Source organism: Streptomyces sp. NPDC017095, assembly GCF_044332325.1.
Lineage (GTDB): Bacteria > Actinomycetota > Actinomycetes > Streptomycetales > Streptomycetaceae > Streptomyces.
On the sequence record NZ_JBIROU010000020.1, the window covers coordinates 1 to 22,146 of the forward strand.

Consider the following 22,146-nt stretch of genomic DNA (forward strand, 5'->3'; position numbering starts at 1 on the left):
TCCTTACGGAAGGCGAGTGACGGAATGCCGTCGTCCGAACCGAGCACGTCCCATTCACCCTGGTACGACTTCACCGGCGCAATCCGGCGCAGCCGTCGCCCGTCCTCGACCCGCCACCAGACGATCCTGCCGCCCGCGCCCGCGGCCACGGCCAGGTCCCGGCGCGGGTGCGCGGCGACGGCCATGACGGTGTCGGCCCCGGCTGTGTCGCGCAGCACCGGACGGGCCGGATCGCCGACGTCCCACAGTCTGACCGCGGCGTGCGACGAGGCTCCGCTTTCCGGACTGCCGTTGCCGGTGAGCAGGTGCCGCCCGTCGCGGGTGAACGCCACCGAGATGAGTTCGACGTTCCCGGCGACGGACTTCTCGTGGCGCAGCCGGGGCCGGTCGGCGTCGGTCATGTCCCACAGCCGCAGCCGCCCCTCGTCGGAGCCGCTCGCCAGGGTCCTGCCGTCGGGACTGAAGGCGAGGGGGTACGTCGTCCCCTTGCCGGTGCGGCGCTCGGCCCTCTTTCGTGGGTGGCGGGGGTCGGTGGTGTCCCACACCAGGAGGCGGTCGCGTGTCTGGACGGCGAGGAGGTGGGTGCCCGGCTGGAAGGCGAGGACGGCGGCGTCGCCCGGCTTGAGACCGGCGCCCTCGCGGGGAACGGTGGGGCGTGTGATGTCCCACAGCTGGACCCGCCCGCCGCGCTGGCTGGTGGCCAGGACGTTGCCGTCGGAGCGGTAGGCGATGTTGAGCACGGGCTGCTCGACACCGTTCCTGAGGTCGACGGGCACGGTCGAGATGTACGAGGAGTAGAGCGCGGACCTGGTGACCGGGGTCCGCGCGGTGCGGTAGGCGGCCAGGCTCAGCCGCAGCGCTGTCTGAGGGTCCTGTTTCCGCATTCCGTCGGCCTGCCGCGCGAGTTGTTCGGCGATCAGCCGGGTCTCCCGCGCCTCGGCGTCGCCCTGGGCGCGGCGGGCGAGCGCGGCCAGGGCCGTCGCCAGCAGGGCCATCGTGACGACGACGGCGACGAAGGTCCGGTACAGCTTCTTGCGGCGGCGCTCGGCGTGCTCGCCGGCCGCGATGAAGTCCCGTTCCACCGGGCGCAGTCCGAGCGCGGCCCCGTCGTCCGCCAGTACCGCCCGCGCGCCGGCGAGGTGGCTGCCCGCGTACAGCCCGCTCACCGGTCGGCCGGTCTCGGCCCAGGCGTCGGCGGCCTGGGCGAGCCGGCGGCGCACCAGCAGGGCGTCGAGGTCGGCGTTGATCCAGCCGCGCAGCCGCGGCCAGCCGTGCAGGAGGGAGTCGTGGCAGAGCTGGGCCACTCCGTCGTCCAGGACGACGAGTCGGGCGTCGGCCAGCCGGCCGAGCAGGTCACCGGCGCCGTCCAGGTCCTCCAGGGGGACCCGGCGCCGTACCGCCCGGCCCTCGGCGTCGACCAGGTGCACCATCCGCAGCAGGAGGGCGCGTAATCGCTCGCGGCCGTCGGCGTCGAGCGCGTCGTGGATGTCCTCGGCGGTCCGTGCCACGGAGGTGCGGATGCCGCCGGACGCCTGGTAGCCGGCGAAGGTCAGCTCGGCGCCGCGCCGCCGGTGCCAGGTCTCCTGGAGGGCGTGGGCGAGGAACGGCAGGGCGATGGCGTCGCCGGTGCCCACCCGCTCCTGCCGCAGCTCCCGCAGCAGCAGCTCCGGCAGGCCGTCCTCCCAGCGCAGTCCCGCGCTCCGGGCGGGCTGCTCGACGGCGGCCCGCAGCTCGTCGTCGTTCATCACCGGTACGGGGAACTGGCCGGCGCCGACGATCCCGGCCAGCCGGGGATCGCGCAGGCACTGGCCGAGGTAGTCGGCCCGCAGTCCCAGGACCACCCGCGGGCCCGTGCCGTCCGCCGGGCCCTCGAGGGCGCGGACGAACAGCCGGCGTTCCTCGCTGTCCCGGCAGTGGGTGAAGATTTCCTCCAACTGGTCGATCATCAGGACGCGCGGCGCCGTGCGGCGGCCGGCCGGTGCGGTGAACCGTCCGGCGCCCAGGTCGCGTTCCACCTCGCCGGAGGGCCGGCCGACGGCTCGCGCCCAGGCCGCCGTGAGCGTCCGGAAGGGCAGCGCTCCGGGGGCGGGGATCATGAGCACCGGCTTCAGGTCCGTGCTGTCGAGCGCGGCGCCGAGACCGGCCCGCAGCAGCGACGATTTGCCCACGCCCGAAGGCCCGACGAGGACGACGGGGCCGCCGTGGTCCTCCGCGGTGACCCGTTCCAGCAGCCGCCGGGTCAGTTCCTCCCGGCCGAAGAACAGGTGGCGCTGCTCCGGCGGGAACGGCCGCATGCCGGGGTACGGGCAGGGTCCGTCACCGGCCCCCGGTGCCGGTCCCGCCTCCGGGGCGGCGGGCAGGGTGTAGCGCGGGTTGGCGGCCAGGACCAGGTCGCCGAGCCGTCCGACGCTGCCGGCGTGCGGCCGGGCGGGCGAGTCCTCGAAGCGGCGGTCGAGGTGGCGGTGGACGTCGGCCAGGGTGAGCCAGCGCGGTCCGCCGGGCTCGCCCTCCCGGAGCAGTCGCAGCAGTTCCCCGCCGAAGAGGGTGTACCGCTCGCCCTCGGGGGCGAAGGAGGCCGCGTAGTGGGTGGCCGAGGCCAGCAGGAAGCTGCCGTGCGGCCGTACGGAGAGATAGGGGTCCTCGCGCTGTCCGCCGCCCGCGGCCTCCGCGAGGCCCGAGAAGCAGCAGTCGAGGATCACCACCGGGCGCACCGGTGCGTCGGCGAGCCGGTTCTCGATCTCGGCGTACGGGACGGCGTGGACGGTGTTGTCGTGGGAGGGGGTCGCGGATGTGGCTAGATACAGCCTCCCGCCCGGGCCCAGGAGCCCGTGGCCGACGAAGCAGAAGACGAGCGCTCCGCCCTGGGCCTCGCCGATGACCTCCTCCAGCGGGCCGAGGATGTCGGCGGACGATCCCGGATCGGTCACCAGCCGTACGTGGCCGGCGGGCATCCCGCAGGCCGATGTGAGCGTGTCCGCCAGTGCCCGGGCTGTCCGTACGGCGCTCGGCAGGCCGGCGAGCAGTGCCCCCTCGGTGTGCCGGCCGGTGCCGACCAGCAGGGCCCGGCAGTCGCTGCCCGCCAGGTCGCGGGCGTCTCCCCCGTCCGCCGCCATGGTCTCAGACCCGTTCCCCGCTGTTCCCGGCCGGTCCGACCGCGTCCCGGACCACGGCGGTGTCCCGGACCACGGCGGTGTCCCGGACCACGGCGGTGTCCCGGGGCGTGTTCCGCCCGCTCGCGCCGTCCGGTGTCCGCCCGGACGCCTCGACCGTCGCCGCGATGCTCCGGGCCAGGTCACCGGTGGCCTGGGCGGTCAGTCCGCGCACCTTGGTGGCGGAGACGGTGATCTGGGTCTGGTCGGGCAGGGTGATGGTGACGGTCTGGTCGCCGCGCCGGTTCTGGAGCCAGGCCACGACGGCCGCTCCCAGGGCGGCGGTGAGGCCGCCGGGTGCCAGCAGCAGGGTCAGCAGTTCTCCGGACGCGCCCATGGTCCCGGGCTGCGGGGCGGCTGCCGGCTGCCGGACGAGGCGGCCGCGCAGCTCCGGCTGGCGCTGCAACCACCGGTGCAGCTCGCCGGTGGCCGCGGCCTTCCCGCCGTCCGGGCCGGTCGAGGACAGAGTGACTTCCACTTGGCCTCCGTCACGGGAGCGGCTGCTGAGCCAGCCGACAGTACCAACGGCGACTCCGTTCGGTAAGGCCCGGGTTCGGCCAAGTGCCGGCGGGGCAGCGCGGTGGTGTCGCGGGGGCGGGGTGCGGCGAGCGCGTCGTAGGTGGCGTTCCAGACGGCTTGCGTCTGCACTGTGACTGAGCACTACGGGTGGCCTGGCCGGACAACTTCGGTGCACAGCCTTCCTGTGGTCGGCAGGGGAGCATCATGCCCTGGCGAAGAGTCTCGCTTCAGGAGCCGGTGGTCCCGACCGCCCGCCGTCCTCATGCCAGGTAGCGGGCGCCGGCGGCGAGGATGTCGTCGCAAAGGGCGGGCGGCGGGCCCGCCTTCCGGAGGTGTTCGGCGGCCAGGCGCAGTGGAAGCCGTACCGGCCGACGGCCTCCACCTGCTCGCTGGTGGCGTCGGTGAACAGGACAGGCAGGCGGAACACGGCGCGCAGGCCGTCGGCGGCCTTGGCCTCGTGCACCGCGATGGCCTGCTCCAGCGACGTCTCGGTCCGCCCTTCCTGGCCGCTGTCCCCCATTTGGCCCGCACACAGGCGGCTCCAGCCGCCGCTCATCATCCGCAGCGCCTGGTGGGTGCGGGGGTGGCTCCGCTCGCCCAGGAGGGAGAAAGCCAGCCCCAGGAGGGCATCGCCGACCATGAGGGCGCATTCGGTGCCGTAGGCGGCCCACAGGGCCGGCCTACCGCAGCGCACCGGATCCCGGCCCAGGACGTCGTCGTGGATGATCGAGGTGTTCACCAGGAGATCGCCGACGACGGTGGCGGCAAGGCCCCGTTCGACAGGCCTCCCGTCAACACCCGCGCACAGCAGAGGCAGCACCAGACCCCTGCGTCCGACACCACCAGGCTGGCCGGTGACCGGGCCGCCGTTCCGGCCGGCCCAGCCGTAGTGGTGGCGGACGGCATCGAGCAGCGGTGAGGGCAGGCGCTCCACCAAGGCTCTGACGGCCGGATCGATGAGCTTCCCTCCCGCGTCGAAGATCTCCTCGGCCGTACGGCTACCAGTACTCACAGGGTCCCCGGGCGTGAGCCCGGTGACTCCCGTTCCCAGCCGTTCCCCCCATCCCGCGTTCTCGTGGCCGAGCGTGAAGGGCAGTTCGGTGACGAGCCCGGGTGGTGGCCCCGGTGCCTCCATGATGTGCGGATCGGCGTGGCACGCACCCGCGACCTTCACCAGCACATGCCCCGGTCCGGGCTCGGGAACCGACACCTCGCGCAGCTCCGGCGGATGCCGCCACCTGGCCAGTTGAAAAGCCCGCATAGCGATCCCTCACCCACGCGCGCTCAGTCGCGGATCCCGTCGATGTCGACCAGGACATGCCGCGGCCCGCGGAAGATCTGGTTGTGCCGGTACGGCGGCGGGTCCTGGACGAGCCGGGGGTTCTCCACCCGGCGGACGAACTCGCCGACCGCGACCTGGACCTCGAGTCGGGCGAGCGGTGCGCCGAAGCAGAAGTGGATGCCCTGACTGAAGCCGAGGTGCTGGTTGTCGGGGCGTTCGAAGTCGAGTGCGTCGGGGTCGGTGAACCGTTGCGGGTCCCGGTTGGCCGAGCCGTACGCCAGGAAGATCGGCGCCCCCTTGGGGATGGTGGTGCCGGCGATGTCGATGTCTTCCAGGGCGGAGCGGGTGTGCCAGAACTGCACCGACGACTCGAACCGCAGCAGTTCCTCCACGGCGGACACGATGAGCTCGGGCCGGTGGCGCAGCTTCTCCAGCGCATCGGGGTGCCGTAGCAGAGTGAGAACGCTGTGGGCGATGAGATTGACCGTGGTTTCGTGTCCCGCGAAGATCAGCAGCAGGGCGTTGCTCGCGAGGACGCCCTTGGACATGTGTCCTTCCATGCCGTCCTCGTTCACCAGGGCCGAGAGCATGCCCGGACCGGGCTGGTCGGCGTACCGGTCGAGCAGGTCGGTCGCGAACTGCCCGAAGTCCTGCACGGCCTGCCTGCCTCCGGCCAGCCGGCTCCGGACCTCTTCGGAAGTGGCCTCGGGGCCGAAGTCCAAGGCGTCCAGGGCCGTTTCGATCCAGCGGTGGAAGCGTGGCTCGTCCTCCAGTGGCACGCCCAGAACCTTGCAGATCACCGTTACCGGCAGGGGGTAGGCGAAGTCGTCGACGGCGTCGATCCGGGTCTTGCCCCTCATGTCGTCCAGGAGGCCGTCCACGAGGCGGCGGATGTCGGGTTCCAGGTCGGAGATCAGGTGAGGCGCCTGGGGCGGGCCGGCGAAGTGCGGCATCATCTTCCGGCGGTCCCGGTCGTGCTCGGGTGGATCGCAACTGATGATGTTCGGCTCCGTCAGCACCTCCTTGATCGGCTCTGCCGCCTGTTCCCCCGAGCCCTCGTCGCGGGCCGCGGCCGGAGCGGGGCGCTTTCGTGGATCCGAACTCACCCGGGGGTCGTGGAGCAGCGTGACGATTTCCCGGTAGGTGCTGACGACGTAGGTTCCGTCCGGCTGACGTGCCACCGGTGTCTTGCGGAGTTCCTCGTAGAAGGGGTACGGGTTGGCGCGGTTGGCGTAGCGGAGGGCCTGTTGCCAGGGGGTTTCCTCGACCACGAGGCACCCCTCCTTCCTCATGTCGGTGCTGTCCGCCTGCACGCTCGGCCCGGCGGGCCGGGTCAGTGGTGCCGGGACCGGAACTCGGCCGTCCGTTCGCTCGGGGCATGGCCGGTCAGGACGACGTCGGGGATCGCCGTCGGAACCCTGGGGTCCGGGAACTCGGCCGGCATCGGCTTGGTGTCGGCCGGCTGGTCCCAGCCCGGCGGCGGGGGCGGGAACGGACCGGACCGCTCGATGAGCTTCCCGTAGTACTCCAGCCACTTTCCGTGGTCGAAGGTCACGGCCGCGACGATGCGGCCCCGGCGCCCGTAGGCGGCGGCGAAACGCCGCTCCGCCACGGACCCTTGGGTGAAGACGATCTCGTCGCCGAAAGGCGGCACGCCGACGGACTTGATATTGACCCCGAACTGCCCGGACCAGAAGCCGGGCAGCAGCAGATGCGGGCGGTAGTGGGGTTCGAGGTTCACCATGTTGTGCGCCGCGACCTCGGCACCGAGAACGGCGTTGTCCCAGTGCTCCATCGCCAGGAACTGGTACTCGTACAGCACGTGTGGCGCACGCGCTACGTCCCCTGCCACGAAGACGCTGTCGGTGACCACGCCGTTGATGTCGAAGGCCCGACCGCCGGCGTCGCACCCGACGCCCCAGAAACCGGCCGCCAGCCCGGAGTCCTCCAGCCACTCCACGTTGCGGATCGACCCCAGCGAGGCCACCACGACATCGGCGTCGACGACACTTCCGTCGGACAGATGCGCACGCCGCACGTGTCCACCGGAGTCGCCCTCCAGCGACGACACGCCCAGACCGCAGTGCAGGTCCACACCGTGCTCGCGCTGCATCTGCGCGGCGATCTCCCCGATCACCCCGCCTAGCGCACCGACCAGTGGCGCGGAACCCCGCTCGACGACGGTCACCGGGATATCGAGCTCCCGGCAGACAGAGGCCACCTCCGAGCCGATGAACCCGGCGCCGATCACCAGAACCCGCGACGGCGGCTCGGCCAGCGCCTTCTGCAACTGCTCGGCATCATCACGCGAGCGCATCGTGTGCACCCCGTGCAAAGCGGCCTCGGCCGGGTTCGGCCACTGCCGCGCACGCGTTCCCGTGGCGATCAGCAACCGGTCGTAGGGGACCTGCTCTCCATTCGCCAGGCGCACCTGCTTGGTGGCCCGGTTCAGCCCGGTGGCGGCCACCCCGAGCCGCCAGTCCGCATCCACGTCCCGCATGCGGGGCAACTTGGTGTGGTCGGCCGGCACCCAGCCCTTGAGGACCTGCTTGGACAGCGGCGGACGGTCATAGGGCTCGTACGGCTCGTCCCCGATGATGGTCAGGGAACCGGTGAAGCCCCCCTCACGCAGAGTCTCCGCGGCCCGCAGCCCGGCCAGAGAAGCACCCACGACGACGATCCGGCCGCTGGCCCTGAACTCCCGCACCAGCTCCGCGACCGTGGCCCGCAAGGTCATGACGCGTCGCCTCGTTCCTCGCCGTCCAAGCGGTCGATCGCGATCGCCTGCACCGGGCACGCCGCAGCGGCTCGCTCGACCTGCAGGCTTCGCTCGTCATCAGGGTTCGGCTCATAGGTGAGCGCCTCCTGACCGTTCAGCCGGAAGACCTCGTGCGCCAGATACACGCACTGGGCGTACCCCTGACATCGATTCAGGTCCACGACGATTCGCATGGGCAGACTCCTTCGGGCAGGCGCGCTTTGGTCGCCGCCATAGCCGTACCCGTCGACATCGTCGCCGCCCCACCAGCCGTCTCCATCATCTTTCGCGGGTCCCGTCAGGAAGGCGCGAGGCGGATGGCCGTCGCCGGCCCGACAGCGGGGTACGGCGCGGTTTTCAGGTGTCACCACAGCGGTATGGAAGGAACGACCTCTTCACCGGTCTCTCCAAGGCCCTGCGCGTCATTCGCTTGGTCGGGCGCTGTTACCGGGAGGTCGGGAAGCCTGTGAGTAAAAGGAACAGGACGTGTTGTTCACTGCGGCTCGCTCATAAAGCCTAGTCCCGCTTGCGCTCCACGGCATGCCGAGCCCGCCCTCCTGCTCAACGCCTTCCGCCTCACCGCCGCCGGCCGCCCCAGCCTGCCCGGCCTCGCCACCCCCCGGACCACCACGTCCACCGCTACCTCACCGACTTCTCCGCCACCGACGACGAGACCGGCGAACACTTCATCACCGCGCTCTTCCCCGACCTGCCGGACGACGAACCCCTGGCCCGTCTGACCAACTGCGGGCAGGGCCCACTGCCCTCCGACCGTATTGGTCCGGCACCTGCGCCGCGACCTGCTCACTTACACCGGAGGCCGCCTGGGCGACGACGCCCTGGTAGCAGTCCACCGCGCCCGGCACCTTCACAAGACATCGCACATGCTCTGATCCGTCGATCCGCCTGTTGCACAGCCGGCGTGCGCGGAGCGGGGAAATCGTCTATTTGATGCAGAGTGCGGGAATGTTCCTCGACGGGCCCCACCGCGCGGAGAGTACGTCATGGTGAGCACATCCGAAGATCACCGGGGCATCGGCCCTGATCACCCTGTCCAGCAGCGAGGGCGTGACGAGACGGCCGAGGAACGTGCGGACCGGATGTGGGACGACCTGTTGCACGAGGTGCGGGTGGCCTGGGCCGGTGCGCCAATTCTTTTCGGCGTCCTGCTCGTCGCTGCGTTCCAGTACGTCTTCGCCGACCTCGATCGTGCGATTCACGTCGCCGCAGTCACCTTCGGGGCGGCCGGCGCCGGGGCCCTCATCGGCCCGGTGTCCCCGCACCGTATCGTCGCCGGCCACCGCATCAAACCCCGAACGGTGATGCTCGCCGCCCGGATGACCGAGTGCGGTCTGGTGCTGCTCGCGGCGACCACCGTGCTGGCCTTGCTCCTGCTGCTGCGCACGGCTCTCGACGACACGCTCGCCGCGTGGCTGACAGCCGCCTTCGGTGCCTGGCTGCTCGCTGTATCGCTCGTGCTTCCCGTCTGGGCCCGACATCACTACGCCAGTCGCAGATAGCCCGGAGGGCGCGGCCCGCCGATACACCCTCCAGGAGGTGCTCTCGGCTTCGGCGTTCGAGGCCGGAGCATTGCCGGTCGTGGCCGCCTGCGCCGGCGGCTGGGGTGCCGGGCGCGAGGGTGTGAGTGCTCCTCCACGGCGTAGGACCGGGCAGCAGTCCGGCGAGGTTGCCGTTGGCGGTGCCGGTGCCGGTGCCGTGGGTGGTGGTTCCGCTGGTGTGAGACCCGCCGTGATGGGCGCATGAGGTGCCGAATGCACGAGGCAATCGGCAGGACGCCGCCGGCAGCGGCCGGGGCAGCGGCAAAGCCGGCCGTGTGAAGCCCGAGGCAGCTCGCAGCGTACGTCCGTTTCACGCGCCGGGTAACCACAAGGCCGCCGTACCTCTGTGTGGTGAACTGTGCTCCGGTTTGGAGACGTTGATCTCGTCTCGAGCAAGAGAGTGGGAGCAACCGTGGATCTTGGTGGGGGGACGTGGCAGCGGCTGACCGCCGTGGTGCTCGTCATGGCGGTGGCGGCCGGGTGTACGGGGCAGGGCGAAGGCGCGGGCGGCGGAATTGACGAGGACCTGCTGCGGAACCACGACTGGACGCAGATGCCGGGCACCACCGCGCGGAACGACATCCTGCGGATCAGCGCGTTGGATCGGCGCATCGTGGAGCAGGACTCCTCCGGCGGCCAGCCCGACCCCCCGCTGAACCTGGCCGGCCCGCACCTCAGGTCCGATGGCGACTTCACCGTCACCGCGCGCATGTCCGGTGTGGGTGACGGTGACGGCGACTCATGGCTGCGGCTGTACGGACGGGTACCGGTCGTCTACGACGAGTGGCGGCAGGAGCGGCCCTCACTCCGCGTCGGCGTGACCGCCGACGGACAAGTGAAAGTACAGATATGGGACGGCGAGGGCGATGAGCCGGCCACCTCCAAGGAATTCGACTGCGGCTGCTCCGGGACGGTGACGCTCGCCGTGTCGAGCATCGGTGACACCTTCCGCGTGAAAGCCGACGGGCGGCGACTGGGAACCGTGCAAGACCCGGGGGTGTTCGCCGAGGGCACTGTCTGGTTCGGTCTGGAGGCGGACGCGGGCGAAGACGAGCGCCGCGAGGGATGGCGTCTGACGCAGCTGATCGCGCGGGCAGAGAGCGGTGACTCACTCCGCGTGATCAAGGCGCCGCAGCTACGCCAGGAGCAGTCCGACGACTCGCTGCGTGCGCGGGCCGCAGACGTGGGGCGGCCGTTCGACGTCGGCACCGCCCTGGCCGAGAACCCGCTGCTCACCGACTCACGCTACCGGGCGCTCGCGGGGAGCCAGTTCTCCATGCTCACTCCGGAGAACGCGTTCAAGCCACAGTTCCTCCATCCACGCCGGGGCGTCTACGACTTCCGCGACGCGGACCTGCTCGTACGATTCGCCCGCGCGAACGACATGAAGGTGCACGCGCACACCCTCGTCTGGCACGAGGCTCTGCCCGACTGGATGCGGGAGAACGACGATCCCGAGGAGGTACGCCGGACCATGCTCCGGCACATCGCCATGGTCGCCGGGCACTTCAAGGGAAAGGTCGCGGAATGGGATGTGGTCAACGAGCCCATGTCCGACGACGAGAAGAGCTACACCAACGGGGATCTCGGCCTGCGCTCCGAGCAGAGCCCGTGGTTCGAGGCCATGGGCGAGGAGTACATCGACGAGGCGTTCAGGGCCGCCCACCGGGCCGATCCGAAGGCACGGCTGTTCCTCAACGAGTACGGGGTCGAGGAGGAAGGCGAGCGGTGGGACGCCCTTTACGATCTGGTCAAGCGGCTCAAGGAACGCGGCGTGCCGATCGACGGCGTGGGTTTCCAGAACCATGAGTACGCACCCGGCGACCGCACCGACCCGGAGACCTTCCGCAGCCATGTGCGGGATCTGGCGGAGCTCGGGGTTCAGGCGCGGGTGTCGGAGATGGACGTCCCCATAGGCGAGGACGAGGAGGACGGGCGGCAGACCCAGGCTGATGAGATGGCGGGCAAGCTGCGGGTCTGCCTGGAGGAGCCGAACTGCACTTCGTTCTCCACATGGGGATTCACCGACCGGTACGGTTCCACCGCCGACACCAAGATCTATCCTCCGCGCACGGCCGATTCCCTGCCGTGGGACGCGGCCCTGCGGCCGAAGCTGGCGTACGAGCGCCTGCTCGAGGCCTTTGACGAGGCGTGAGGAAACAAACACCCGGGCCCTCAGCCTGCCCACTCTCAGCCCACGGCACGAGAACGGTCCACCGATCGGCGGACCGTCACGAAACTTCCGCGTTGGTCTCCTTGAGCTTGCTGTTCTCGATCTCCAGGACGTGGACGATCCGGGCCGCCTTGAGCGGTTCGAAGGCAAGGACGCAGTTCAAGACTTCCGCGCCCCGAAAGGGTGTCCAAGCTGGTTGTCCGCATCTGGGGCAGTGGAGGCGGTGGCACCGTAGGGGGTGGGGGCGGGTTCACCTCGGGGACCGTCACGGTCAAGCCGGACGAGGTGCTGAATGTGGTCGTCGGCAGCACCACCTCCGGTGGCGGGGGCATGAGCGACGTGTACCGCCCCGGCACAGGCGCCGGGAATGGGCCCCTGCTCATCGCCCGAGGTGGAGGCGCAGGCTATGGCGACGGGCGCGGCGGCGGGCCAGGTGGCGGTACCAATGGAGGCGACGGGAAGGTCCGGGTCGTGGGTGGCCGGGCGGGAACTCCGGCGAAAGGCACGGTGAAGGACAAAGGCGGGGCCGCGGTGTTCATCAGCGATGACACCGGTGTCCCGGCAGGAAAGGGCGGTGGCCTGGGCCGCAATGGCCCATCTGGTGGCGGGACGATTCCGCTGCCCGGTACGGGCGGGGGGCGGCGGCTGGGGCACCGACCCTTACGCCTACAGCTCCGGTGGCGGCGGCCCCGGTTCGGGCAGCACGGCTGCACGCAAGACGGATCCGCTCTACGAAACCGGTGTGGGAGACGCCGGAAAGTCAGGGCAGGTGGTGCTGCAGTGGCGGCTGCCGACAGGGTCGCTGCGGGCCATGTCCCGGGACGGCCAAAGCACCGGCCAAGGCGAGCCATTCCGGGATGCACTGGTGGTGAAAGCACGCTCTTCGGCCGGAAAGACGCTGATCACCGGCGCATCGGTCACCTTCACCACAGCGGGGACGCAGACGGGCCCGGTGACGGTGGCCTCCCGGTCGGGCAGCGCCCAGGTGGTGCTCACCCTCCAGATGACCCCGGCCTTCCCGGTGTCACCGGGTGGCCCGCTGGACGTGCAACTGCTCGGCGGCGGGGAGTCGGATACCCGGGCGTGAAGGTGTCGACGGACGAGGTGAACGGGCCTCTGGGCCCGCAACGCGTCGAGGTGTGCCTGCCGGACGTGGTGGACCCCGTGGACCTGGCCCGCGACGGCACATCCGTGCGCTATCCCCCACTGCACGCCGACGGCGCGCGAAGCCCGAGACGGTCAGGATGCCCTCAGCCGGTGCGCACGACGCGGCCCCGGACGGCTGGACAGCCGGCCGGGGCCGCGGACGAGAACGTGGTCGTGAAGGGCGGTCGCCTACGCGGCGCAGGACACTGTCCCCTCCACAACCGCACCCGATGTTCCCGCCTCCGGACGAGGCGCGGTGCCTCGGGCCGGGCGGCGTGCGTTACCGGGCGCGTGTGACGGTGACCGGCACACGTTGGGGCAGCGGCTGGAAGTCTCCGACAGCGTGGCCTCTTCGGCGAGAGCGACGCTCAGGCCCCAGTGGGGCTTGTCGGCGATCCAGTCGGTGACGTACTGGCAACGGCACCCCGTGGCCGGCGCCAGCCACGTCGTCGCATCCTGGTCCGCCTTCGAAGTCGTTCACGACGCGTTCGGGCCCACGTCCGACACGGTCAGGGGGCGGCGGAGCGGGGCCTGCGCCGAGTACTCGTCGGCGCCGACATCACGGGCGCTGCCGCGCGGGTGGCCGTCGATGTCTTCGGCCAGGATCAGGGTGCCGAGCGTAGCCGCGTCGATCGCGGGGCTGCCCGCCGACAGCCGGGACACTCCGTCGGACTCCTGCCTCAGGAGCGGGTCGACCCGGCGGTATCCGCCGGAGGGGATGCTGCCGTTGGCCGCCGTACCCCACAGGATGTTGCCCTGCCAGTGGAAGCCGCTGGTCTCCTTCATGTCGACCAGAGTGCCGGTGCTGCCGACTAGGAGGTTGTCGGCGACGACCGCGTCCTGCGGCGCGTAGGTCCGCTCCTCGCCCGAGACCGGCCTGGCGTTGCCAACGAAGGTGTTGTGCACGATGACCGCGCGGTCGCACGCGTCGTTGCCGCGGCGCTCCTCGGTCGTCTCGCCCGAGTGGTGGTCGCGCGTGGTGCCGCTGCCGATCACCAGGGCCCGGCCCGACAGACCGCCGAAGTAGTTGTTGACCACCGTGTGGTCGTTGCCGTAGAGGCGTACGCCGTCGGTGCCGTCGAGCAGGTGGTTGGCCTCCACCGTGGACTGGTTGCCGTGCCGCAGCACGATGCCGCCACGGTTGTTGCGCAGCGTGTTGTACCGGATGGTGTTGCCGGACGACTTCACGGAGACGGCCTCGGGGTCGCCGTTGCACCGCTCGAACAGGTTGTACTCCACGACGCCGTTGGCGCTGGACAGTGCGCGGCTGCTGACGCCGAGGCGGATGGGTTCGCCGCCGTTGTCGCCGGCGTAGCTGTGGTCGGAGAAGTAGTTCTTGAAGATGTGCGGCTTCTGGGCCATGGCGGTGGAGCCCGGGCCGTCGACGACGACGAAGATGCCCTCGGTCGTCTTGTCGTGGAAGTGGTTGCGGTCGATCTTGGTGTTGTCGCCCCGCACGACGACCCAGTCGAGTCCGCTGACGTCGGCGAAGCGGAAGTCGTTGCGGGTCAGCCGGATGCCCGTGCAGTTCGCCGGGATCTCCAGGGTGGTGCTCTGCCGGAAGGCGAACCCGCTGATGGTGATGTTGCTCGAGTTGCCGAGGACGAAGCTCTTCGCGCCCTGGAGCACCGCTCCCCCGCGGGTCTGCGCGACGATGGTGATCGGCGCGTCGGCGGTTCCCGCTTTGCCCGAGATGGTGATGGGGTTGTCGGAGGGGACGGTGTAGGTGCCGTCGGCCAGGACGATCCGGTCGCCGGCCTTCGCCTCGTTGATCTTGGTCTGGAGATCGGCCAGGGAACCGACGGTCACCGTGGCCGCCGACGCGCCGGCCGACAGGGCCGGGACGGAGGCGAGCGCGGCGGCGCCCAGCACGGTGCCGGTGAGGAACGTACGTCGTTGCATGATGTCTCCTGCGAAGCGGGACGTGCCGAGCCGGCCCGCCGGACAGGGCGGGTGCCGTCGGCCGGAAGGTGTGGGTGTGGCCGGCAGGGGCCGCCGGGGTCCGGTCGTCCGCGTGACTGCGCCTCGGTGACGTCGTCACCCGGCCGGGCCGGTGAAGTGGCGCCTCGGCGGCCGCCCCCGCCGGGCGTGGGACCGCGGACCTGCTACTTCGGGTCCGGGTTGCGGTTCCAGTCGGTCCAGTAGCCGTTCACGTTGCGCAGGCGGTACCAGCCGAAGCCGTCGGGCATGATGACGTGGATGGCGAACTGCCAGGGTCGCTCGTCCGTGATCACCACGGCGCTCACCGCCACCCCGCCCATCGACTCCCACTCGCTCCAGTCGCCGTCGGAGTCGGTCCAGCGCGTCCACACCGCCCGCTCCGTGCCCACCACGAAGACCTGCTTGGTACCGTCCGGCAGCTTCTTGGTGGTGATGCCGAATTCGCACATGTAGGCATGGCCGCCGGTCTTGCAGCCGTTGGCGGCCTGCGCGGCAGGCGGGACGGCCACGGCGAGGCCCGCCACGGCGGCGACCGCGACGATGGCGGCCTTGATCTTGTTCATAACTGCCTCCCCGGCGGAGGCGGGCACGTTCGGCCCTGCCTCCTGACGTCGTACAGCCAACCCGTCGCTGTCGTGCGCGACCAGGAAGTTGCACCGGCAGAAGTCGTGTCCTGTCCATTCCTGCCGGATTCCGCCCCGCGCCGAAGCCGAAGCGGTGGCGGCGCGGCTGCTTCGGCTCCGGTGCGGCGGCGGCGCGGCTCCCTCGCGTCACGCGAGTCTGCGGAACGTGCCGTGGACCGAGTGAGCATGTGTCGAGAACGACACCCCTTGTCCGTGGGAAGGCGCCCCGTACCACTGTCCGTGGGAAGGCGCCCCGTACCGCGCCTGGTTCGATGCGGGGCTCCCCCGCTCCGGCCTGTCCGGTCCGGGACTACTGCAGGACGACGTCGTGGCCCGGGCCGCCCGTGACGGTGTCCCGTCCGGGGCCGCCGACGACCAGGTCGTCGCCGTCCTCGCCGTCCAGGTTGTCGTCGCCGGGACCGCCGAGGAGGGTGTCCCGGCCGTCCCCGCCCAGGGCGCGGTCCTCACCCGGGCCGGCGTATACGGTGTCCGCGCCGCCGTACGCCTCGATCCTGTCGTCGCCCCGGCCGCCCCACAGCCGCTGGTCCGTATCGTCGCCCATCAGGTGGTCGTCGCCGTCGCCGCCGTCCAGGACCACGCGTCCCATGACCATGTCGTTGCCCGCGTCGCCCCGCACCGTGTGCGCGGTGTGGGCGTGCAGGACGTCGTCGCCGGGCCCGCCCCGCACGGTGCCCACCCCGGGGTCGCTGGTGACTATCTCGTCGTCGCCGTCGCCGAGGAAGACGTCGATCCTGTCCGACCGGGCGCTGCCGGTGGGCAGTTCGCAGACGACGAAGGTCTCGTCCGCGGGATCGAGCCGGCGCCGCGTTCCATGGGGAACACGTGCAGGTCGTTGACCTGTCCCGCGGCGGCGGTGAAGACGATCGACTGGGTGGCCCAGTCGGCGCCGACGCCGGCCTTCGCCCCGGTGGCGGGAGCGGCGGCAGCCGGGGTGGCGGCGAGACCGGCGGCGAGCAGCGCCACGGCGGCCGCGCGGGCGGTGACCGGGTGTCGGTTCATGAGACCTCATCTCGATACGGCGACCGTGGTCGGCCGGACGACAGGGGGATGCGGGGGGGAATCCGGGCGATGCGGGGCGCGGATGGTGTACGCACTGCGTACACCATCCGTACGGTTCACTGTGGCGTGCCCGGCAACGAGGACACACTGCGGCGTCCAGGCGGCCACGCCGTACCAGGGGCGGAGCGCCGTGCGAGCGCCCGGTGCGGGAGGCAGCGTCCGGTGCCGGAGGCGGAGGGCCGTGCGGTGTCCCGGTGCGCTCCGGGGCCCGGGTGTGATCAGGGCGGTGCCGTGCGGCCCCACGGAGCGCGTCAGCGGTCCGCGCCGGTGAGTGCGAACCAGACAGGGTCGATGACGAGGAGGCTGGTCTCTGGGGTGTCCCCGTGTGCGATTCCCTCGACGAGGCGGACCAGCTCGTCCGTCTCCCGTGCATGCGCTTCGGTGCAGAGCAGGGGGCTCTTGGGCTTGCCCAGATGTGCCAGGGCGGAGCGGGCCGCGCGTGCGAGTCGCGCGAGTTCCGGGTCACCGGCGCCCCTGGCACAGATGGCTGCGGTCCGCTCCAGGTGCGTACGGGCACCAGTACGGTCGCCCGACTGCGCCAGGAGGGAACCGAGTTGGAACGTGCTCTGGGCCTTGAGCCGGTCGTCGGTGCCCGTCTCGGCCAGCGCGGCGCCGTCTCCTGTCCATCTGATGGCCGCCGGGCCGTAGCAGACGGGGCACAGTTGCCAGTAGGCCGCGCCGAGTTCGACGGACGCTACGGCCACTTTGGCCTGCGCGCCGATCTGCCCGAAGTCACGCACCGCCCACGCGAGACACGCCGCAGCGCATCCAGGTGCCCGCAGGTCGTGCAGCGCGGTGCGTGCGTGGCGCAGGGCCACCATGCCGCTCCCCCGCCGGTCGCCCAGATCGTGGAACAGGTGCGCGGCCCTGACCAGTGCCGTGGTCGCGGCCTTGCGTTTGCCGCGCCGCTGGAGTACGTCCGCGAGGGCGATGAGTGCCGAGGCCTCGCCCTGCCGGTCACCGTGGCGCCGCGACAGATCGATGTCTTTGCGGTGAGCGGCCTGTGCTGAGGGCAATTCGCCCCGCAGGGCGTGGACGAGGCCGAGGTTGTGGAGTGCCGAGCCGACTGTCCGCGGGCGCCCGGCGTCCGCCGCGACCTCCGCCGCCTCGGAGAGCCGCTCCACCGCCTCGTCCAGTCGCCCGGTCAGGCGGCAGGCGTTTCCCAGGGTGGTCAAGGCCGCTGCGTAGTCCGCCGGCGACAGGTGCCGGGCCGCTGCCACCGCGTGCGTCGCGCAGAGATACGCGTCGGCGCCCTGCCAGTGATCCTCCAGGTAGCGCTGGAGGTTGAGCGTGAGCGCGAGGGCCGACCGGCGACGGTTCGCCATGCGCGCGGCGACGACCAGGGCGACGAGGTTGGCCCGTTCGGTCTCCAGCCAGGCGAGTGCCTCCGCAGCCCCGCCGAACGGTCCAGGGGCGGTGTCCGGACCGGTCCTGCCGTCCAGGAGCGCGTCCGCCGCCGCGGTCAGGGTCGTGCAGTGGTCGTCGAGCCGCTGTGCGGCCGCCGCCACCTCGTCCTCTGCGAGGCCGGCGTCCGGCCCGGGACCGGGCCGGTGCTGCTCGGCCTGCTCGGCGCCGTACAGCCGCACGAGGTCGTGCAGAGACCAGCGCTCGGCATCGTCGACCGGCCGAGGAGCCTTCGCCTCTCCCGTCGGCAGGCTGGTGCGGACGATCAGGTGGTGGCGGGCCAACGCAGCGAGGTGGCGGCGGCAGAGAAGACGGGGAAGGCGGAGCAGGACGGCAGCCGTGGACGTCGAGATGTCGGGGCCTGGACAGGTGGCGAGCAGGCGCAGGGCACGGGCCGCTGCCGCGGGCAGGTGGCGGTACGACAGGTCGAGGCTGGCCCTGACCGCCAGCGGACGGCCCTCCGTGTCCTCCTCCTCCAGCGACAGCGCGTCCAACCGGTCACGGGCTTCGCGCAGTTCCCCGGCGTGGGCGCCCAGGGGCCGGTCCGGGTCCGTGCGCAACAGGGCGGCCGTGATGCGCAGCGCGAGCGGCAGTCCGCCGCACAGGCTCGCCAGCTCCTCGGCGCCGGCCGGGTCGTCGGAACATCGCGGGTCCTCCGTCTTTCCGGCCCGCAGCGCTGCGTCCAGCACCACGACCGCTTCGTCCGTCGGCAGCGGGGCGACGTCCACACGGTGGGCGGGCAGTGAGCCGAGGGCCTGCCGCGACGTGATCAGCGCCCGGTGCGGCGGCTTCGGCAGCAGCATGCCGACCTGGCCCGGATCGCGGACGTTGTCCAGCACGACCAGCAACGGTGTGTTCTGCCCGGCCATGTCGTGCAGCCGCCGCCGCCAGGCATCCAGCGCTCCGCTCTCCGTGCCCGGCAGATGCCGGACCGGCACGCCCATGGCCCGCAGCAACCTGTCCGCGACGGCTCCTGCGGGCACTGGGTCGAGGCCGCTGTACCCGCGCAGGTCCGCGAAGACGGCTCCGCCGGGAAACCATCCACGCCGCTGCGCCTCGTGCGCCGCGTGCAGGGCCAGTGCGGTCTTGCCGACCCCGCCCATACCCGCGATCGCCGACACGACGAGTGCGGACGCGGTCTCCACCCCGGCTGCCCCGGGCCTCAACCACCGCAGCACTGCGTCGGTTTCGGCCGTTCGCCCGGCGAAGTCCGGTGGTGGGGACGGCAGCGTAACGGGACCACCAGCCGGCCTGGCGTCCGGCGTCCGGGTCCGGGGACGGCCACCCGGCGACTCCTCGCTCCGCTCCCTGCGCGCGGCACGCACCAGACGCAGCCACCGCTCCTGTTCACCAGGGATCGGCACCGGGCTTCCCGTGCTCCCGGTTTCGAGACGACAGACCTCCCGGCGGAGGTAGCCGACCAGGTGCAGCAGGAAGGTCTCGCTCTTCTTCCCCGGCACCGAGCGGCCGTTGAGCCAGTCGTCGAGGGTGGACGTGCCGACCCGCGGCGCGGCCGCGCCCCCCAGACGCACCATGCGCTGCAGCGTAGGTTCGCCCGCTGCCCGGCGGGCGTTCGCCAACTCGCCCACGAACCGCTGGATGTGACGCCCCACGTCTACCCCGCCCTCCGCCCCGCTTCACTTCCGGTCCCGTAACTCCCCGGAAAGCCGGCCGCACCCCTGCCCGCCAGGTTAACGGCGATCTGGTGCGGCCACCCGCCGTCGCCGTAAATCCTCCGGACGTCCTTCCCTCGGTCGGCACCTGCCGCACACCGCGGCCGCATTCATCACTTGAGGAGTACGCCATGGCCTTCACGCCCCGGGCACGGACCCGCGCCTGCCTGCCACCCCGCCCGACACCCGCCGGAACGCCGGCCCCGGCACAGAAGCCGTCCCGATGCCCACTCCCGACCGTCACCGCGACGCACCGCCGCCGGCGAACCGCCTGGAACACCACGGCCCAGCGGTCCGGCCTCACCGCGATCACCGGCGCCGCCGATGTCCGATGGCCGGGAGCACGCAAGCGAGCGGCCCGCCGGCCCGCCGGTACGCCGGTACGCCGGTACGCCGGTGAGGACTCCACAGGCACGCGGAGCCGTGACACCGCGAACCGGGACCGGACCGTGGGCGGCGACCCGACGGCGTCGGGCCGGCGAAACACGGCGGGCGGGTACGGGAGCGTGCCGGCGGCGGCCGGCAGTGCCGGGGCCAGCAGGCCGCCGGACGGCGGGGCGTACCCGGACCGGCGAACTGCGCAGGACCAGGCCCGGTGCGGGACCGGCCGGAATACAGGAGGCGGAACCCGCGCGACCGCGGGCTGGCAGCGGGCAACGGCGACACGGCGGCCACGCCTGGCACGGCCGCGGCGGCTGCCGCGCAAGACAGTGGTCTCCTACGGCACGACGGGACTGGCGCAGCACGGCGGCGGGCGGGCAGGCGCAGGGAGATGACGGCGCGGAACAGGACCAGGCGGCACCCAGAGACGGCGGACGGCACCGGCGCGACCGGGCAACAGCGCAACGAAGGACTACGGCTGCGGGCTGCGGGCTGCGGGCTGCGGGCTGCGGGCTGCGGGCTGCGGGCTGCGGGCTGCGGGCTGCGGGCTGCGCGGACGGTACCTGGGCCGGGACCTTCCGGGGACGGCCGGCCGGGCGAAGCGGCTGCGCGGACCGGGGCGTGCGGCAACCGCGCGGGGCGACGGACCGCGCGGTACAGGCAACGGCGTCAGGTAGCGGGCGTGTGGCACAGCGGCCAGGGTGCAGGCCGGGCCGGGGTGTCGACGGCGTGCGGCGCGGCCGCGGGGCCCGCGCGGGCGCGGGCCGGTCCGGTGGGGCGGACAGCAAGGCGGGGACGCCGGCCGAGCAACGCGACGGACGACGGGCGCGGGGCCGCGTAAGGCGGTGGACCGGAAGACGGACGCCGACCGGTGCAAGACCCTGCGCTCCCAGGGCACACCGGACCGGGACGAGCCGGGCGGGCACGGCCCGGCGCCGGAGGCCTACGCCTGACACGGCGACACGGACAGCGCGGACCGTGGACGGCCGGCACGGCGCGGGGTCGGGCGGAGGTGTCGTACTGGGGGATGGCCAGGCGCGGCGCGGGACAGGCAAGGGCGGGTGACCAGCGGACGGCCAGGCTGGCACCCGGCAACGCAGCAGGCATGCAGGAAGTTCGGGCCGCCGGCATGCAGCGGCGGGACCGGAGCGGTCGGCAGACGCCCGGGCCGGGGGCAAGGCGCGTGATGGCCGGCGACACACCACCAGCTCACCACCCGCCCAACTGCTCGGGTAACTGGGCGAGGGCGGCGGCGCGGATCTCCGGGCACGCCGCCGTCATGTCACCGCGACGGACCAGCCGGGCACAGCAGCCGTCCCGCTTCGGCTCGGCTGCCCACACCGGAGGCAGATCAGGCCCGGGCACAGCACGGGTGGGCATGGACTGGGGGAGCGTCCAGGTCACTCCCCCACTGCGTGTTGCCTGCGGGGGTACGCCGAACATCGGAACCGTCCCAGCAGTACGGGAGAGAAGCGGTCGATCAGCCGCATGCCCCGACACGCGGAAGCAGCGGCCGAATCATCTCTCCACGCCTGTGTCACCTCTTACCGCTGTCCACGATCACCGGTGTGCCGTCAGCGTCCGTGCCGCAGGGGACCGCATAGACCGGATTGGCCTTGGCGGCCTCCTTGTAGGCCTCCAGACACTGGTTGTACAGCACCTTGTCGCTGAGCGAGCGTTCGATGATCTTGTTGGCGGCGGAGATGCCCTCCGCCTCGATCCGCTTGCGTTCCGCTTCCGCCTTCGCCGTACGGGCCGCCTCCGTGGCCCGCTCGGTGGCCTGCTCCTGCTGGATCTTCTTGTCGATCTGGTCCTGCAGCCTGTCCGACGGCCGCACATTGCGCAGGTTGACGGTGGTGACGTCGATCCCGCGCGGCGCCAGACGCTCCTTGACCAGGCCGGCGATCTGGGAGCCGATCCGCTCGCGCGCGGAAGCGTACCCCTCCTCGCTGGTGTGCTTGGCGAAGACGTTGCGGATGATCTCGCGGGCGTCGGGCAGCACCAGCCGCTGCTCGACAGCCTCCTCGCTGCCCGCCAGCCGGTACAGCTCAACCGCCTTCGCCGGCACCACGGCCCACTTGACGGTGACGTCGGCGTACAGCACACCGCCCTGCGAGGAGCGGACCTCGACGACGTCCTTGCCGTTGAGATCGAGATCGACCGGACGGGTCGAGAAGGACGTGACGTCGGTGAAGGGCGACTTGAAGTGCACCCCGGACGTCAGCGGCGTACCGGTCTTCCCGAAGGTCACCGGGACGCCGACCTCGTAGGCACTCACCACATGCACACAGGCGAACGCCGCCGCCAGCACCCCCGCCAGGCCGCTGAGCGCCGCCCCCAGCTTCCAGCCCGTCACCTCCCGGTGCCTGCCGACGAGAAAAAGGACGACGGCCGCTATGAGCAGCACAATGGACAGCACGAACACAGGTGATCCCCCTCAGGAAACGTTTCCGCGCCC

At 71.8% G+C, this 22,146-nt stretch carries 13 protein-coding genes and 1 pseudogene; 3 read left to right on the forward strand and 11 right to left on the reverse strand.

The genetic code is table 11. The features are described 5' to 3' along the window. The 6 genes from ACH4OA_RS30310 to ACH4OA_RS30335 all read right to left on the reverse strand — a co-directional run. The coding region (locus ACH4OA_RS30310) for a caspase family protein (protein WP_397972406.1) at nt 1–3,113 on the reverse strand (3,113 nt) is incomplete at its 3' end. A 4-nt stretch (nt 3,114–3,117) separates the two neighbouring features. Then, nucleotides 3,118–3,627 carry a hypothetical protein gene (locus tag ACH4OA_RS30315; RefSeq protein ID WP_397972408.1) on the reverse strand — a complete coding sequence of 170 codons (510 nt, stop codon included), beginning with the start codon at nt 3,625–3,627 and terminating at the stop codon, nt 3,118–3,120. A gap of 243 nt (nt 3,628–3,870) precedes the next feature. Further along, nucleotides 3,871–4,929: a polyprenyl synthetase family protein gene (locus tag ACH4OA_RS30320; protein WP_397972410.1), complete on the reverse strand. Its 1,059-nt coding sequence runs from the start codon at nt 4,927–4,929 to the stop codon at nt 3,871–3,873. A 23-nt stretch (nt 4,930–4,952) separates the two neighbouring features. After that, the gene (locus ACH4OA_RS30325) at nt 4,953–6,221 is read right to left on the reverse strand and encodes a cytochrome P450 (RefSeq protein ID WP_397972413.1); all 1,269 of its coding nucleotides are present in this window, start codon (nt 6,219–6,221) and stop codon (nt 4,953–4,955) included. A gap of 62 nt (nt 6,222–6,283) precedes the next feature. Further along, nucleotides 6,284–7,687, reverse strand: coding sequence for an NAD(P)/FAD-dependent oxidoreductase (locus ACH4OA_RS30330; RefSeq protein ID WP_397972415.1), 1,404 nt, complete (start codon nt 7,685–7,687; stop codon nt 6,284–6,286). Next, entirely contained in the window at nt 7,684–7,902 is a 219-nt protein-coding gene (locus tag ACH4OA_RS30335; protein ID WP_397972418.1) for a ferredoxin, read from the reverse strand. Before ACH4OA_RS30335 ends, ACH4OA_RS30330 begins: the two co-directional genes overlap by 4 nt. A gap of 810 nt (nt 7,903–8,712) precedes the next feature. Here ACH4OA_RS30335 and ACH4OA_RS30340 point away from each other — a divergent pair. The 3 genes from ACH4OA_RS30340 (at nt 8,713) to ACH4OA_RS30350 (ending at nt 12,527) form a co-directional block, all read left to right on the forward strand. Beyond that, nucleotides 8,713–9,228, forward strand: a complete 516-nt coding sequence (locus ACH4OA_RS30340; RefSeq protein ID WP_397972421.1) for a DUF6328 family protein — start codon at nt 8,713–8,715, stop codon at nt 9,226–9,228. Nucleotides 9,229–9,679: 451 nt separating this feature from the next. Next, nucleotides 9,680–11,422 (forward strand): endo-1,4-beta-xylanase, encoded by a 1,743-nt coding sequence (locus ACH4OA_RS30345; RefSeq protein WP_397972423.1) that lies wholly within the window; start codon nt 9,680–9,682, stop codon nt 11,420–11,422. 592 nt (nt 11,423–12,014) lie between these two features. Beyond that, the gene (locus tag ACH4OA_RS30350) at nt 12,015–12,527 is read left to right on the forward strand and encodes a hypothetical protein (RefSeq protein ID WP_397972426.1); all 513 of its coding nucleotides are present in this window, start codon (nt 12,015–12,017) and stop codon (nt 12,525–12,527) included. Nucleotides 12,528–13,063: 536 nt separating this feature from the next. Here the strand turns inward: ACH4OA_RS30350 and ACH4OA_RS30355 are convergent. The 5 genes and pseudogenes from ACH4OA_RS30355 to ACH4OA_RS30375 form a co-directional block, all read right to left on the reverse strand. Continuing rightward, nucleotides 13,064–14,488 (reverse strand): chondroitinase-B domain-containing protein, encoded by a 1,425-nt coding sequence (locus ACH4OA_RS30355; protein WP_397972429.1) that lies wholly within the window; start codon nt 14,486–14,488, stop codon nt 13,064–13,066. A gap of 203 nt (nt 14,489–14,691) precedes the next feature. Continuing rightward, nucleotides 14,692–15,090 (reverse strand): hypothetical protein, encoded by a 399-nt coding sequence (locus tag ACH4OA_RS30360; protein WP_397972432.1) that lies wholly within the window; start codon nt 15,088–15,090, stop codon nt 14,692–14,694. A 370-nt stretch (nt 15,091–15,460) separates the two neighbouring features. Continuing rightward, a pseudogene (locus ACH4OA_RS30365) lies at nt 15,461–16,170 on the reverse strand (calcium-binding protein). Nucleotides 16,171–16,481: 311 nt separating this feature from the next. Next, nucleotides 16,482–19,169, reverse strand: coding sequence for a tetratricopeptide repeat protein (locus ACH4OA_RS30370; protein ID WP_397972435.1), 2,688 nt, complete (start codon nt 19,167–19,169; stop codon nt 16,482–16,484). Nucleotides 19,170–21,225: 2,056 nt separating this feature from the next. Then, complete coding sequence (locus tag ACH4OA_RS30375) at nt 21,226–22,107, reverse strand: prohibitin family protein (RefSeq protein ID WP_397942757.1); 882 nt, start codon at nt 22,105–22,107, stop codon at nt 21,226–21,228. Nucleotides 22,108–22,146 lie beyond the last annotated feature (39 nt).

Excerpts from the sequence above, each read along its gene's own strand:
- ACH4OA_RS30320 (WP_397972410.1), bottom strand. The coding sequence starts at position 4,929 with ATGCGGGCTTTTCAACTGGCCAGGTGGCGGCATCCGCCGGAGCTGCGC.
- ACH4OA_RS30330 (WP_397972415.1), bottom strand. The coding sequence starts at position 7,687 with ATGACCTTGCGGGCCACGGTCGCGGAGCTGGTGCGGGAGTTCAGGGCC.
- ACH4OA_RS30335 (WP_397972418.1), bottom strand. The coding sequence starts at position 7,902 with ATGCGAATCGTCGTGGACCTGAATCGATGTCAGGGGTACGCCCAGTGC.
- ACH4OA_RS30340 (WP_397972421.1), top strand. The coding sequence starts at position 8,713 with ATGGTGAGCACATCCGAAGATCACCGGGGCATCGGCCCTGATCACCCT.
- ACH4OA_RS30355 (WP_397972429.1), bottom strand. The coding sequence starts at position 14,488 with ATGCAACGACGTACGTTCCTCACCGGCACCGTGCTGGGCGCCGCCGCG.
- ACH4OA_RS30360 (WP_397972432.1), bottom strand. The coding sequence starts at position 15,090 with ATGAACAAGATCAAGGCCGCCATCGTCGCGGTCGCCGCCGTGGCGGGC.
- ACH4OA_RS30370 (WP_397972435.1), bottom strand. The coding sequence starts at position 19,169 with ATGGTGCGTCTGGGGGGCGCGGCCGCGCCGCGGGTCGGCACGTCCACC.